Origin of the sequence: Acinetobacter sp. F-1, from assembly GCF_022869025.1 — a bacterium.
GTDB classification, from domain to species: Bacteria; Pseudomonadota; Gammaproteobacteria; order Pseudomonadales; family Moraxellaceae; genus Acinetobacter; species Acinetobacter pseudolwoffii.
The window spans coordinates 55,741-70,446 of record NZ_JAJKFX010000011.1 but is presented as its reverse complement, the minus strand read 5'-3'; the positions used below and the strand labels follow the sequence as shown (position 1 = coordinate 70,446).

Annotated in this window: 17 protein-coding genes and 1 pseudogene; 7 read left to right on the top strand and 11 right to left on the bottom strand. The window is 40.3% G+C overall.

Annotated features, from left to right (window positions below):
* Window positions 1–4: 4 nt before the first annotated feature.
* The 7 genes and pseudogenes from LOZ91_RS11125 to LOZ91_RS11095 all read right to left on the bottom strand — a co-directional run bounded on the left by LOZ91_RS11125 (window position 5) and on the right by LOZ91_RS11095 (window position 6,733).
* Window positions 5–766, bottom strand: coding sequence for an alpha/beta fold hydrolase (locus tag LOZ91_RS11125; RefSeq protein WP_244783199.1), 762 nt, complete (start codon window positions 764–766; stop codon window positions 5–7).
* An 881-nt stretch (window positions 767–1,647) separates the two neighbouring features.
* Complete coding sequence (locus LOZ91_RS11120; protein WP_244783198.1) at window positions 1,648–2,016, bottom strand: hypothetical protein; 369 nt, start codon at window positions 2,014–2,016, stop codon at window positions 1,648–1,650.
* Window positions 2,017–2,379 (bottom strand): hypothetical protein, encoded by a 363-nt coding sequence (locus LOZ91_RS11115; RefSeq protein WP_005171032.1) that lies wholly within the window; start codon window positions 2,377–2,379, stop codon window positions 2,017–2,019.
* 131 nt (window positions 2,380–2,510) lie between these two features.
* A pseudogene (locus tag LOZ91_RS11110) lies at window positions 2,511–3,112 on the bottom strand (nitroreductase family protein).
* Window positions 3,113–3,574: 462 nt separating this feature from the next.
* Window positions 3,575–4,066: a hypothetical protein gene (locus LOZ91_RS11105; protein ID WP_100355114.1), complete on the bottom strand. Its 492-nt coding sequence runs from the start codon at window positions 4,064–4,066 to the stop codon at window positions 3,575–3,577.
* Window positions 4,067–4,192: 126 nt separating this feature from the next.
* The gene (gene fumC / locus LOZ91_RS11100) at window positions 4,193–5,587 is read right to left on the bottom strand and encodes a class II fumarate hydratase (RefSeq protein WP_100357163.1); all 1,395 of its coding nucleotides are present in this window, start codon (window positions 5,585–5,587) and stop codon (window positions 4,193–4,195) included.
* 135 nt (window positions 5,588–5,722) lie between these two features.
* Complete coding sequence (locus LOZ91_RS11095; RefSeq protein WP_005096840.1) at window positions 5,723–6,733, bottom strand: NAD-dependent epimerase/dehydratase family protein; 1,011 nt, start codon at window positions 6,731–6,733, stop codon at window positions 5,723–5,725.
* Between the two features lie 71 nt (window positions 6,734–6,804).
* Between LOZ91_RS11095 and tusD the strand changes: the two genes are divergently transcribed.
* Genes tusD through LOZ91_RS11075 form a run of 4 tightly spaced genes read left to right on the top strand, consistent with a single transcriptional unit; the run spans window position 6,805 to window position 8,198 of the window.
* Window positions 6,805–7,173 carry a sulfurtransferase complex subunit TusD gene (tusD, locus tag LOZ91_RS11090; RefSeq protein ID WP_005096839.1) on the top strand — a complete coding sequence of 123 codons (369 nt, stop codon included), beginning with the start codon at window positions 6,805–6,807 and terminating at the stop codon, window positions 7,171–7,173.
* Between the two features lie 44 nt (window positions 7,174–7,217).
* Entirely contained in the window at window positions 7,218–7,568 is a 351-nt protein-coding gene (locus LOZ91_RS11085; RefSeq protein ID WP_005096837.1) for a hypothetical protein, read from the top strand.
* A gap of 19 nt (window positions 7,569–7,587) precedes the next feature.
* The gene (locus tag LOZ91_RS11080) at window positions 7,588–7,872 is read left to right on the top strand and encodes a hypothetical protein (RefSeq protein ID WP_100328661.1); all 285 of its coding nucleotides are present in this window, start codon (window positions 7,588–7,590) and stop codon (window positions 7,870–7,872) included.
* Between the two features lie 14 nt (window positions 7,873–7,886).
* Complete coding sequence (locus LOZ91_RS11075; protein WP_074382817.1) at window positions 7,887–8,198, top strand: TusE/DsrC/DsvC family sulfur relay protein; 312 nt, start codon at window positions 7,887–7,889, stop codon at window positions 8,196–8,198.
* Window positions 8,199–8,310: 112 nt separating this feature from the next.
* On the opposite strand, the gene LOZ91_RS11070 is transcribed toward LOZ91_RS11075, so the two are convergent.
* The 3 genes from LOZ91_RS11070 to ybaK all read right to left on the bottom strand — a co-directional run bounded on the left by LOZ91_RS11070 (window position 8,311) and on the right by ybaK (window position 10,755).
* Window positions 8,311–8,799, bottom strand: a complete 489-nt coding sequence (locus LOZ91_RS11070; protein WP_005171046.1) for a hypothetical protein — start codon at window positions 8,797–8,799, stop codon at window positions 8,311–8,313.
* 62 nt (window positions 8,800–8,861) lie between these two features.
* Entirely contained in the window at window positions 8,862–10,115 is a 1,254-nt protein-coding gene (locus tag LOZ91_RS11065; protein ID WP_244783197.1) for a YncE family protein, read from the bottom strand.
* A gap of 172 nt (window positions 10,116–10,287) precedes the next feature.
* On the bottom strand, window positions 10,288–10,755 hold the full coding sequence (gene ybaK, locus LOZ91_RS11060; RefSeq protein ID WP_074382819.1) for a Cys-tRNA(Pro) deacylase: 468 nt from the start codon (window positions 10,753–10,755) through the stop codon (window positions 10,288–10,290).
* A 914-nt stretch (window positions 10,756–11,669) separates the two neighbouring features.
* Here ybaK and aroQ point away from each other — a divergent pair.
* From aroQ to accC, 3 genes are read left to right on the top strand one after another with little or no spacing between them, the layout of a single operon-like run.
* Window positions 11,670–12,125, top strand: a complete 456-nt coding sequence (gene aroQ / locus LOZ91_RS11055; RefSeq protein WP_005096831.1) for a type II 3-dehydroquinate dehydratase — start codon at window positions 11,670–11,672, stop codon at window positions 12,123–12,125.
* 16 nt (window positions 12,126–12,141) lie between these two features.
* Window positions 12,142–12,558 (top strand): acetyl-CoA carboxylase biotin carboxyl carrier protein, encoded by a 417-nt coding sequence (gene accB, locus LOZ91_RS11050; RefSeq protein ID WP_005096830.1) that lies wholly within the window; start codon window positions 12,142–12,144, stop codon window positions 12,556–12,558.
* Window positions 12,559–12,576: 18 nt separating this feature from the next.
* Entirely contained in the window at window positions 12,577–13,944 is a 1,368-nt protein-coding gene (gene accC / locus LOZ91_RS11045) for an acetyl-CoA carboxylase biotin carboxylase subunit (protein WP_005096829.1), read from the top strand.
* Window positions 13,945–14,002: 58 nt separating this feature from the next.
* On the opposite strand, the gene LOZ91_RS11040 is transcribed toward accC, so the two are convergent.
* Entirely contained in the window at window positions 14,003–14,446 is a 444-nt protein-coding gene (locus LOZ91_RS11040; protein WP_005096827.1) for a hypothetical protein, read from the bottom strand.
* Window positions 14,447–14,706 lie beyond the last annotated feature (260 nt).

Below are 14,706 nucleotides of genomic sequence, written 5' to 3'. Positions count from 1 at the left end.
TTACTTAATTAACAAAGGCTTGCATGTATTTAATGACTTCATCTGGTTTTTCACCATGTAGCCAATGACCGGTATTTTCAATAACTTCAATTTTTGCCTGAGAAAACTGTTCATTAATTGCTGCAAAATGTTCTGGTTTTGAGATATAAAAAGAATCACTACCACGCAGAAATAAGGCTGGCCGATTAGTTTTTTCGACCTTTTCCCAAGCCATAATATCTGGATAATGATCAAATAAAGCCTGAACATTAAACAGCCACTGCCCTTTATTAAAGGATTTTAATAAAAATTGAATCACCATTTCTTCATGAAGATATTTACGCATAATTTTTGCTGCTTCCAGTCGTGAAGCAACATTTGCTTGCTGTACTGCAAATAAGGCTTTAAAAATTTCAGCATGATGACTTTCATGATATTGGACCGGTGTAATATCAAGCACGATGAGTTTTTCAGTCTGTTCACGAGCTAAATCTGCCAGTTTCATAGCAATTTTCCCACCCATAGAATGTCCAACAACGACAAACTTATGAACATTTAAACTGGATAAAGTTTCCAATACATCTTCTGCCATGAGCTGATAGTTAATATCAGAGCTATGACCAGAAAGACCATGATTACGCACATCAATTTGGATCACGGTTCTCTGTTCAGAAAAATGTCGAGCCAATACTCCTAAATTACTCAAACTACCAAATAAACCATGAATAAAGATCATTGGAGATACTGTTGAAGTTTCATGATGGTGTAATTGATAGTTAAGGATCATTTGAGAATTCCGTGATTTCTTGATTTAAATGTTAATAGTGGGTTGATATTGAAAATTAATCAATTGCCAAATTTTTAAAATAAAAATTTGCTTAGGCTATTTGTAGCAGGTTGATCAATTTTGCTTAGGCTAAATTTATCATCAGATTAAAAGTGTTCAAAGCTTAATTATTAATTTGAATTAAAGAAAAATGCCCCATCAATATAAAGACGATCTAATACATTTTTAAAATAGCCTTGGGATTAAGAGAAATCGCACCCATATTTTATTTTTAATTTCAGAATAAGGATGATACTAGAACAAATAGATTACCATCCCACTACTTTTTCAAAGTTAGCCCATTATTTTGTATAACAGAAATTTGTACATACATTCCTTTTTTCGTTTTAGAGCATGTAATAAATTAACAGGGATATTTGCCGCTAAAATATATAAAATACTTAGGCTATTTTATAAATACAACAGGATTAGTTTTGTAGCATAAATATAAGATATAATTTCACTACCCTGCTTGGAATACCATTCATTTATATAGGAGGACAAAATTCACGCTATTCGTTATGAAGTCATTTCTATAATGCTTATGTGTGACATGATCAAGCAACAATATTATGTAGTATTAAAAGATCTCTCGACAAAGCTTAGAAAAATATTAAAGTTTAATTATTAAATTATAGTTATCAATTTTCTTATTTCCCGGATATATCCCCGGGATAATGAGTAACAATCATGTTTATACTTTAGTTTAACTTTACAAAAAACCCTACAGATAGATGCATCTTATTTAAGATGATATTTTTTGGTCAAAATCCAGCCAAGATTAAAATAATAATATTCTCTTTATTTTCATTAATGCGTGATGAGAAGAAGTACCACTCGCCCTATTCAACATCCCTATTTTTACAGAATAAGGTGGTGGTCGTTCCTGATTTACTCAGGCTCTGATCCTGTCGATCAAGAAAACTTTTGGCGACCATAGCCATCATGGGCGCCATATCCAGATTGTTATTTTCTTCAGAAACTTTTTGAATGTCCTGATAGGCTTTCAGTCGATTACAAAAAGCCTGACGTTGGGTTTTGGCATCGGCCTTTGGATCATCTTCATCTAAAATGTGCTTGGTTTCATTGACGATTTTAGTCTGTTCTGAAATAAACTGGTCATACGCACTTTGTGAAAGTGGTTCTGCAAAGACCATGCTATTCAGTAAGAATAACAATCCTGCACAAATGAAAGATGATTTTTTTAGCATTTAGATTTCTTCTTTCCAGACATCTTCATAATCATCGGCATCAATCATGAAACGAAAACCTGTTTCCAGAGCCAGATATGGTAATACTTCTGGTGCGATGTCCTGTAATTCACGTACGGTCATCGTTTCAAAAGCATCTTCACTTGAAGGTTCTCCGCCATAAATATACCAGCTGATATTTTCCGCTGTCTCAGGCTTTTTACGAATACCAACTATCGGATCCTGCTTTAAGGTATGTACGGCCACAGCAACAACATCATCACCCGTGACTTCAACATAAGCTGAGCCTACTTCTTCACAAAGTAACTTTTGCTCTGCGATTAGTTCTTGTAAAGGTGATAGATTTTGCGTGTTTTTCGACATTCGATATTACTCATTTATTTGCATTAGCACGCTATTTTAACTGAATTTTAGCAATGCTGATGAGGATTTCGTCGAGATATTATAAAATATCTGCGCTTAAAATTATTTAAGCGCAGATATGAATTTCAGGCTTATTTGAAAATTTTAAAACGCTCTTCGTCCGCAAGATAATCTTTGGCATGTGTTTCGCCTTCGATTGAACCAAAGACCAGCTGTGCGCGAAGCTTCCAGTTGGCTGGAATGTTCCACTCAGCATGCACCTGCTCATCTACGATCGGATTATAATGCTGTAAAGATGCACCTAGGCCTTCAGTATGTAATGCTGTCCATGTGGCAAATTGCGCAATCGCAGTAGAATGCTCTGCCCAGATGGGGAAGTTATCCGCATAAGACGGGAATTGCTCCTGCAACGCTTGTACCACTGTTTGATCTTCAAAAAACAGTACCGTACCTACACCAGCAGCGAAGCTGGCCATTTTAGCAGTGGTTTTTGCTGCACTTGCTTCGTCTTTTGCATAACTTTTTAATTTATCTGCAACGATGCCCCAAAACTTTTCATGTTCTGTGTTGAATAAATGACGGCGCGTGAAGACTGAGAATTAAAAGCAGATGGACTTTGTTTAATTGCAGTTTGAATTAAATCAGTTAAACGTTCAGGAGATTGTTCAATATTCTTGCCAATGGCATAAATAGTACGGCGTTTAGTAATTAAATCTAAAAACTGATTCGACATTTTTAAAAATCCTGGGATATATCTTCGGGAAAATTGGAACCTTTAGCTATTTTTGTGAAGCATAGCTAATCAATTAAACTTTTAGCTTATCTAAAAATAAAGCTTATATACCTTAAAAAATAATAGACAGAATTACTAGGCTATTTGCTTGATATTTTTATATATTTTTTAGCTAAAACTGATTCTTTTCACCTATTTTTTAAACAAAGGTTAAAATTACTGCCCAATGAAAATACTTTAGGATAAATAGTGGGCTATCTTGCTCTGTTCTCGGGCGAAATTCTAGGAATCATTATTTTTATAAGGTTTATTTTTTGAAGATCCCTGTTAAAGAGAATCTAATAATATAGCTTAGGCTATTTCCAAGCATCTCCGATCATGAAGGAAAGCTTAGGCTACAGATAAAATTAATCCCCCAAGAATGGAGGACTAATTTTTAGCAATGAAAACTATAAACTTAAATTAAAATTTTGCATTCAAAACTTGAGCTGATACTTTACTTTTCCACAGCTCACGTAGTGTCGGTAAATAGAATTTCTCACCTAGTTCAACCAGTTCTGCATCGATCAGTGCATGCATTTCGTGCATAAACAGATAGTCCAGTTCAACTGTACTTAGTTTTGACTGCTGCTTTTGATAGTCCTTACGCTTTTGCTGGGCTTGTTTAACCAAACGATCCGCAAATGCTTTATCTTTAAACTGGCTAATCGCCTTTAAACGCAGTTCAATAATGCCCCAACCGGTTAACAACATTTGGAAAGTCTCAAAGTCACCGCTGGTCGACTCCCAAGACATTTCTTCCAGATTTTCATCATCTGGAAGCACCGGCAAAAGAAGTTCCATGACACTTGGAAAAATCTTTTTAAAATTCAGAATAAATTTAACAGGATGCTCACCTGGATAATCCTTGAATTGCACCTTTCTTTGAACATCTGTTAAATAAATATCAAGCATAAAACAATCATCAGTGGTTAATCTCATCGAGTTCTATTGTACGCAACTCTGCCTGAGATAAAAACCACTGCTGACGATTCCATGATAAAACAGGCTGAAAGATTGAAAATAAAAGCCTTAAACGCTTTATTTTGTATTCGGTGAGACCATCTGTTCAGGACGCACCACCTCATCAAACTGTTCAGCTGTGACTAAACCAAGTTCAACAGCCACCTGCTTTAAGGTTTTAGCTTCTTTATAGGCAGTTTTGGCAACCTTGGCTGCATTCTCGTAACCAATCACCGGGTTTAATGCAGTGACCAGCATTAATGAGTCATGCAAGAAATGATCAATCTTGTCACGGTTCGGCTCAATACCTACGGCGCAGTGATCATTGAAACTATTACAGGCATCGCCCAAAAGCTGGATGGATTGCAGTAAGTTATAGGCAATCACAGGCATAAACACATTCAGCTCAAAGTTACCCGATGCACCTGCCACATTAATCGTGGTGTCATTTCCAAGCACTTGCGCCACCACCATGGTCATGGCTTCACTTTGCGTCGGATTGACCTTACCCGGCATAATGCTTGAACCTGGCTCATTTTCAGGAATACGCAGTTCACCAAATCCACAACGAGGCCCACTGGCTAACCAACGAATATCGTTGGCAATTTTATTTAGGCTGACTGCAAGGGTTTTTAATGCGCCTGAAGCAAATACCGCAGCATCACGGCCGGCCAAAGCTTCAAATTTATTCGGAGCAGTGACAAATGGTAGACCTGTCAGCTTCTCCAGTGTCTCTGCGGCCTGAACTGCATAATCAGGATGGGCATTTAGACCTGTACCAACAGCCGTCCCGCCCAATGGCAACTCATACAAACCCAGTAAAGCTTGCTGTAAGCGAATCAAGCCATGATCAAGTTGGGATACATAACCACTAAATTCCTGACCTAGGGTTAAAGGTGTCGCATCCTGTAAATGCGTCCGGCCAATTTTGACAATATCGGCAAAGGCTAAAGATTTTGCATGCAAGGTATCGCGTAGACGGGTAAGCGCTGGAATAAGAAGTTGATTAATCTGCAAACTCGCTGCGACATGAATCGCAGTCGGGAAAGAGTCATTGGTCGATTGGGCACGGTTGACATGATCATTTGGATGAACCGGTTTTTGCGCACCTAAATGATTGCCCAATTTTTGATTGGCAATATTAGCTATCACCTCATTACAGTTCATATTACTTTGCGTGCCTGAACCGGTTTGCCAGACCACCAGTGGAAACTGGCTATCCCACTGCCCGCTAATCACCTCATCTGCTGCATCCACAATATAGCCCGACAGCTCTTGAGGAATCTGATCCAGTTTAGCATTGGTCAAGGCTGCAGCTTTTTTTACCAGTCCCATTGCACCAATCATTGCCCGTGGCAAGCGTTCATTGCCGATCTTGAAGTTTTGCAAGCTACGCTGGGTCTGAGCGCCCCATAAAGCCTCACTCGGTACGGCCACTTCGCCCATGGTGTCATGTTCAATACGTGTTTGCATGTTCAACCTCAATTTTTTACATATCGCTGATTTTAAAAGCATCTATCACGATACTTTGCTAGATTGATTAAAAGTAATCGATTATATTAAATATGTAAATGATAATTATTATCAAATATTTTTTACTTATCTCATTTACTGTCCTCTCAGTATATTTTGATAAAATAGCCATTCATCCTCAAGCATCTTTTTCAGTGAACGTTGCGGTTGCCAATGCAAAATCTGCTGTGCCTTTTCAATATTCGCGCCTAGCTGGTCAAGCTCTGCATGAGGATAAGGCAAGGCATCGACTGTTCTAATTACAGACTGGGTCACTTCTGCCAGTTGATCCAACAAATCCTGTATCGAAATGAGCGTTCCAGCAATATTGAAGGCTTCACATTTTAATTCCTGTTGTTGCCATAGCCACTGCAAGGATTTAATCACCGCATCACAACTGTCTGCCACATGCAGAAAACTCCGCTCTACTGTTCCATCCGCAGTATAAGCCTGACGGCGTAATTCCAGATATTCGCGCTGCTGCGCAGCGACCTGCATTGCCAAAGGCACAATATTTTTCGGTAAAGGTGGCACCGCCTCGCCTAGGACACCATGCTCGAAGGCGCCGCTAATATTAGATAGTCTTAAGATAGCAATGCGCCACTCGTTATCTGTTTTGACAGTATCCCGAATAATTTCCTCAACCATCTGTTGCGATTTAATATAGGGATTGGGATAAGTATAGTTAAAAGGTAGATCTTCATTGAGATCCGTACCGGATTGTCCATAGACTGCCAGACTGGATAAATGCACCAGATGCCGTACGCCGGTACGTTGCATGGCGCGCATTAAGCTCATAATACAGCTGACATTATCATTATAATATTCAAGGGGTTTTAATACTGATTCTTCTAGCGACTTAAAATTGGCAGCATGTACTACAGCCTGAATCGAATGCTGTTCAAATACTTTGTTTAATGCAGGCGTATTGCGAATATCAATTTTGATAAAAGGCACATACATCCCGGAAATATATTCAAGTCGCTCCAGCGTCTGCAAGTTGGCATTGGCCAAATTATCGACCACAATGACCTCTAATCCTTGTGCTAACAGACTTAAAGCAATATGTGAGCCTAAAAAGCCTAATCCACCCGTCACTAAAATCATTGTATACTACCTACTTTCTGATGAAGCCCAGATCAAGCTGTTGCTATTGATCAAGCCTGTAGTGAATTTCGATGAGCACCTTAATTCTTGTTACCTCCGCACCAACTTCTATTTATGCCTGGCATGCCCTTGGTTTGGCGCAGGCATTACACAACAAAAACCAAGAATTCCGCGTATTCTTTTATCAGGACGGCGTGTCGGTCGCAAATGCACTGCAATGGGTGCCCGACGATCAACGTCATCTTACACATGCCTGGCAAGCACTCAATATTCGCCTACCGGTCTGTGTAAGTGCAGCACTGGCGCGAGGGATTACAGATCAGGACAATGCTCAACGTCACAATATTCAGCAGCATAATCTGGCGGATGCCTTTGAATTGGTCGGTTTAGGTGAACTTGCCGATGCTGTTCAATCCTCACAACGTCTGATTCAATTCTAGATGTTCCATTTTTTAGAATGTGTTGCTTTTCCAAGGAATCTTGTGTGAAATCTGTACTTGTTATATTAACCCAAGCCAATCTGACCAGCCTGCAAGTGCATGAAAGCCTGTCTGCGACCATGGTTTTGGCGACATTTGGTGCGGAAGTGAAAGTTCTGCTACAAGGTGCAGGCCTTAGTCTTCTACGCTCAGAACTGCAATTTGATCAGTTACAACATGCCTTTAAACTGGCATCGAATATGGTCGACAGTTTTGAGTTTTATGACCTGACTCCAATTCTGATTGAACAGAAAAACCAGAACTCGCCCTTTGTGGCTCAGAGCGAACAAGAGATTGAATTTATTGAGCTAAGCCCAGCGTTTATTCAAGGCTTTGATCATGTGCTGTATTGGTAAGGAATAAAGGATATATAAAATGTCAAATCACACACTTTATCTGATCCAATCGAACTATGCGGCAACGGCGCAGACTCTGGAACAACTCGCTCAAATTTATACCCCAGTTGATCAGATCGTACTGATGGGTGAAGCCGTATTACAGCTGGAGCATTCATTTCTACAAAATTTGCCGCAAATTTACATGCTGGAAAATGATGCAGAGCTTTTGACACAGCCTTTGTCGGTTCAGGTCAAGCTTCTCGATTTTGCCGATTTTGCAGATCTTTGCCTCGGGTTTAATCGCTGTATTTCAATGAAATAATCAATGAGTTAAATATGAATTTAGAACTGGATCAAGATGGTCATCTGATCGATTACACCATTTGGAATGAAGACGTCGCGCAAGTCCTGGCCAATAACCTGGAACTAAACTTAACCCCGTGGCATTTTGAAATTCTGCAAGCAGTGCGTCAGTTCTATCAGCAGTTTGGCCATTCACCGGCCACACGTCCCTTAATTAAATTCCTAATGAAAACGGTTAGTGCTGACATTAACAATGCCATGCTTCAGGAAAAGTTTAATACGGGTCTGGTCGCGCGGCATTTAAGCCGTTTGGCCGGCGTACCTAAGCCTGCGAATTGTTTATAAAAGTACGCTGTCTTCACTACTTATATCTAAACGCCTGAATTCTCATTTGGGCTTTTTTATGAAAGCAATTTTCACATCTAAAATAATAAAAGATATTCGTGGCTTGAATTCCTCAACTTCGGATTTGTTCTAAGGTTCGCAAAGCCCGATGCAATTCATGATCCATTTCTGGCAGAACTTTCAGCAGAAACTCAATTTGTGCTTTCGCCTCGTCTCGAGTCACCAGTTTAGCTTCTACCAGCGTCTGCTGTAGACTAACCAGCAAACTGACCTGTCTAGGATCTGGTTGTTGCCCCTGACCTAAAGCACTGATGATTTGAGCAAAGTCTAGATATAACTGTTGTTGTTGCTTTAACAATAGGCTTTGCTTTGTAGCTACATTATTTGGTTCAGCCTGTGTATTTTGGCTATTGCTCTTAAAACTCAGAGACATATAGCTGGATGATTTTTCAAGTCGGGCAACCTGATCACGATGGGCTTGGACTTGATTGGCAAAATCAGTCCGATAGATGTCTTGTCGTATCTGGTAAGCAATAGCCACCAAAATGCCGAACAAGAGTAATCCGATGATGAGATATAAAAGAACGGTCTTATCTTTCATCTTGATCTCCTCAACCCAATAAAGACAGCTCTTATCAAAACGCTGCCTATATCGTTGCTCGACTACGGCGTTGACCAGTCTATTGGTGCATAGCCGATCCGGACACGTTGTGGATGATTCCCAACTGGTACACTGAGCACTTTATCCCCTGTGGCAAAATCAATCACGGTCACCACATCGGTTTCACTTTCGGAAATCACACAGCTTTTACCATCTGGACTACGCGTTGCCCAATAGGGTTTGCCGGCAGGAATCAGTTTGCCGGCAGTCAGCGTCTTACGATTTACAATCGTGGCATAATCATCCATGGTTCCTGCAACACAGAGCTTTTCACCATCAGCACTGATTGACAAACCATGATGACGCGAATCATTGACCCATTTTGTCCGGTCTTTCGGGATACTATCACTGCCAGGGAGCTGTCCGATCCGGCTAATCTTGTTCTGATTCAGATCGTACTCAATCAGACCATTAAAAAATGAAACCTGGGCATAAAGTTTCGTTTCATCCTTGCTAAATACCATTGGGCGAACTGAATTGGATAAATCCTTGCGACCAAATGCATCGAGTGCAGGTCTGAAATCAATTTTTCTCAGCACTTGATGGGTATTGGCATCCGCGATGCTAATGTAGCGTTTTCCTTTGGTGAAATCCTGCCACTGTGCATCCATTGACGTTTCAACATTGCCAATCGCGGAGTTCAGGATCTTGTTACCATCATCGAAGTAGATATTTTCATGTGGTTTATCACCCGTAGCAAAACGCCCTAACTCTTTGCCAGTGTTAATATCCAGGACATGTACCACATTGCCTGAAGATGCTGACACCGCCACGCGTTGACCATCTGGCGAAACCGCCATGTGATCGGCACGAAAACCTTCAACCGGTGTACGCCAGTTCATCTTGCCTGTTTTGATATTAATAGAGACCACATCGGCGAAACTTGGACGCGATGCCACGATGGACTGACCATCTGGCGTCGAGTACATATCATCTACCAACTGATCATTACCTTCACCCGCTGTGGCCTGAATATAGGTATAGGCAATCAGCTTGATTGGATTGAGATGAATTTCTTTGAGACGCTCTTTACGGTCAGGAATCATGTTAATGACGCCAATTTTGCCAAAATCACCCGATGGACGAATCACAGTCACTGTGCCATCCCAGTTGTTTCCGACAAAGAAAACCTGCTGTGAATTGGCAGGTGCAGCTGAAGGCGCAGAAGCGGCCTGTACACTCGGAAACGCAGACAGCATCGCCATTGCAGATAAGGTCAGACAGAATCGTGGCCATTTTTTATTTTGAACTTTCATCCTTTATGCTCCGCATAATCATTTTTATTATTTTTAATTCTTTATTGCGCACATTTCCGCTGTGCTTATTCGTGACCTAATATACAAAGGTATAAAATGATTTGCTGATTTTTCCGACCAAAAAAAGATCACTTCAAACGCTATTCATATAAATCTTCAGGGGAATTTGACCTTATACATCCAGCACATCGACAAACTGTGCATTCAGCACTTTGGCAAGATCAGCCGGTTTCAGTCCGATATCCAAACCTCTTTTACCGCCACTCACATATATTTTATTGAGCTTTTCTGCCGATACATCAATGACTGTTTTTAAACGCTTCTTTTGTCCGATTGGACTGATTCCACCGACCAGATAACCGGTTAAACGTTCGGCATGTTTCGGATCTGCCATTTGCAGTTTCTTGCAACCACAAGCTGCCGCTACTTTTTTTAGATTAAGCTGATGATTGACTGGTAACACGGCAACGAAATACTGTTTTTCATCCGTTACCAATAGCGTTTTAAAGACTTCTTCGACTTGTAATCCTAATTTTTCTGCAGCCTCTAAACCAAAGCTTTTCGCATTGGCATCATGTTCATATTCATGAATACTATATTCAATTTTTTGAGTTTTTAAGAGTTTACATGCAGGTGTCATAATACTTCTGGCTCAAGTCTGATCGCCTTAGTATATAAATATTCGCTCAAGAAGTTAATGTTTTTGCCCCATACCTCTGCTCCATATGCATGACTACAAGCTGTTTCTGAGATTTTTTGCAAAGAAAGTGGCGTGCAAAATACCAACAAAGATATGTGTTTTTGCCACTATCTAGATATCAGATGCGCCTGTGCCTAGCGATTTAGAATGCTTTGAAATGAACATATTCGTCATTTCATCAAGATAGCGACAATCTAAATTTTTCCAAACCCTTCGCTATAAATCTCTTTAAATTCGATGTCTGTTTCTTAGTCAGCTTTATAAATTTAGAAACAGAACATAAAACTGATCTCTAAATTGAAGTAACTCATTTTTATCTGGTATTTTGTAATAAAATGCATATAAAAACACAGACTAAAATATTAAAATAAGCTTATTAACATATTGTCTTATCTTGCCTTTTTAAGTATTTCTCCATCTTTTCAAGATGAGATTTTGACATTAAGGGAAGCACGGTTAAAGGCAAAGTTAGGCTAGTCATCCTCTCACGCAAGTCAAGGATCTCTCGATTGAATGTCCTAATCGTTTTGGCCAGACATGAATTTTTGCAAGATTAAAATATGATCAAACAGAAGAGCTGATCCTTAACATGAAGATACAGTTACATAAAGGATATTAACTGTTTTTGCCAATTGGGTTTACAATGAAAACAATCTGAATACCCTGCGAATTGTAATTTTTTAACATTGCCAAATCTCTGCAAAGTTTTCATTATAGCGCCACTGTTTAGGATATGCTTTCTACGTCAATTCAAAGAAATTATAAATAGTCATGTAGAAAATCATGCAATAATAAGCAGAGTTTGCAGCTATCTTGCAAACAAACCTCGATACTTTTTAATTGGAGCATGCTGGATGAGTTCGACCATTTTGGTTATTCATGGACCGAATTTAAATTTGCTTGGAAAGCGCGAACCAGAAGTTTATGGTCATCTTACGCTTGGCGATATTAATCAGCAACTGACTGCTCAGGCTCAACAGGCCACATTACAACTCGATACCTTCCAAAGCAACTGGGAAGGCGCAATCGTTGACCGAATTCATCAAGCCCAACTCGACGGCGTACAATATATCATTATCAATCCGGCAGCATTGACACATAGTTCTGTTGCGGTTCGCGATGCCCTGCTTGGTGTCGCCATTCCTTTTATTGAAGTCCATTTGTCAAACGTCCATGCACGCGAGGCATTTCGACATCATTCGTACTTGTCCGATAAAGCCATCGGCGTGATCTGTGGTCTGGGTGCAAAAGGCTATGCTGCTGCGCTCGACTATGTCATTGAAAAAATACAATCTTCTACAAAATCTTAATTAGGAATACTGTCTCATGGATATCCGTAAAATCAAGAAACTCATCGACTTGATGATTGAATCTGACTTACAGGCGATCGAAGTTAAAGAAGGCGATCAATCGATTGCATTAACTCGTCGTAATCCAGTGGTTGCAGCGGCTGTTCCTGCAATGCCTGCACCTGCAGCTGAAGTACCTGCGGCGAAGTCTCCGCGCGGTGCTGTTGAAACATCTCCAATGGTTGGGGTGTTTTACTCTGCACCAAGCCCAGGCGAAGCGACATTTGTCAAAGTGGGTCAAACCGTTTCTGCTGGTGATACCTTAGGTATTATCGAAGCAATGAAAATCATGAACCCGATTGAAGCAACTCAAAGTGGTGTGATCGAAGAAATTCTAGTGAAAAATGGTGAAGTGATTCAATTCGGCCAACCACTTTTCCGCTACCGCGCTTAATCACCCCGGGGATTTATAATGTTGCAAAAAGTTTTAATTGCAAACCGTGGTGAAATTGCTTTACGCATCACCCGGGCTTGCAGAACTTTAGGGATCAAAACCGTAGGTGTCTATTCTGACGCAGACAAAGACCTGATGCATTTGCGTTTCTGTGATGAAGCGGTTTGTATCGGTCCGGGTGCGAGCAGTGACAGCTACCTGAATATTCCTGCGATTATTACAGCTGCTGAAATTACTGGCGCAGATGCCATCCATCCTGGTTATGGTTTTCTCGCTGAAAATGCTGAATTTGCTGAAATCGTAGAAAATTCTGGTTTTATCTTTATCGGTCCACGTCCAGAACATATTCGCTTAATGGGGAACAAGGTTTCTGCCATTATTGCCATGAAAAAAGCGGGTGTACCAACTGTACCGGGCTGCGACCATGCCGTAACCATTCACAATGCACTCGCTGAAGCGAAAGAGATCGGTTTCCCGCTGATTGTCAAAGCTGCTTCTGGTGGTGGTGGTCGTGGTATGCGTATCGTCGAAAATGTCGACACCCTGCTGGAATCTGTTCAGGCTGCACAGCGTGATGCAGAAATGTGGTTTGGTGATGATACGGTCTATATGGAACGTTTCCTGCAAAAGCCACGTCATGTTGAAGTACAGGTACTGGCTGATGGTAATGGCCATGCGATTCATCTCTATGATCGTGACTGCTCGCTACAGCGTCGCCATCAAAAAGTACTGGAAGAAGCGCCAGCACCGAACTTACCAGAGCAAGCACGTGCCGATATTCTAGAAGCCTGTGTCAATGCCTGTAAACTGATGCAATATCGTGGTGCAGGTACATTCGAATTCCTGTTTGAAGATGATGGATTCTTCTTCATTGAAATGAATACGCGTGTTCAGGTTGAACATCCGGTAACTGAAATGGTAACCGGTATTGATATTATCGAACAGCAATTGCGTATTGCTGGTGGCTTAGGTCTCGATATTCAGCAAGAAGATGTCAAGGTTTTAGGACATGCGATTGAATGCCGTATTAACGCAGAAGATCCATCAACCTTCTTGCCTTCACCCGGCAAGATTGAGAGCTTCTATGCACCAGGCGGCGCAGGTATCCGCTTAGACTCGCACATCTACCCAGGCTATAGCATTCCGCCGTATTATGACTCGATGATCGCCAAACTGATTTCGCATGGCAAGGACCGTGAGACGTCTATTTCTCGCATGAGAAATGCCTTGGAAGAAATGATTTTGACTGGTGTTAAAACCAACATTCCTTTGCACAAAGATTTAATCCTTCAGGATAAAAACTTCTGCAAACAGGCGATGGACATTCATTATCTGGAAAAACATTTGTTGAAACAGCTAGAAGGTGCTGAAGACAAAACTCAATAAGCTTAAAGCTTATAAAAAACCGCTGAAATTCAGCGGTTTTTTTATGTTGATGATTCATTTATGGTAATACACGTCTGAGCACGGCAAAGCATTGCTCGGCCTTGTCATTGGCACAGAAATTAATCGTGTACGGATTTTGCCATTTCACAAAATACTGGGAAATTTCACCGGATTGATCAACCTGATTGCCTGAGCAGTCTTTTTCATTATTATCATATTTAACCTGAAGAATCAGTGCGGGAATCTGAACGGTCGGATCCTGTGCAGGCTGATAATCATATAATCCTGAAGTCCACTCTTCACCACTTTTAATTACGACATTATTATTGCTTTTAAAATTATAATATTCGATACATTTTTTATTATCCGGAATTTCCATCCCCCACAACCCCACAATTTCAGGCCGGGTTTTCACGGTAAATGTATTTGGGATTTCAGCAGCTTTAGCAGAAACTTCCGCTGGTTTTTTATTTTCTGTCGCCATTAGCCAAGGTGAGCTCATGAGTAAGATAAGGCTAAGACATATTTTTTTCATATTTACCGGCATCGTTTTAACAATTGATTCTAAGTTAGCATATTTTTTCAGAATCGTATCCCACTCTGGAGCAGTTTAAATCTGAGTCCATAAAGTTTTTATCATATTGTTTAAAAACATGGATTTCTTTTCCAGTTTATTTTGTATATATTTCGTATATAACAATCTTAACATCATGTATTAATAACAGATTAATCAAAAAATAACTGTATATATAAAATCAGACT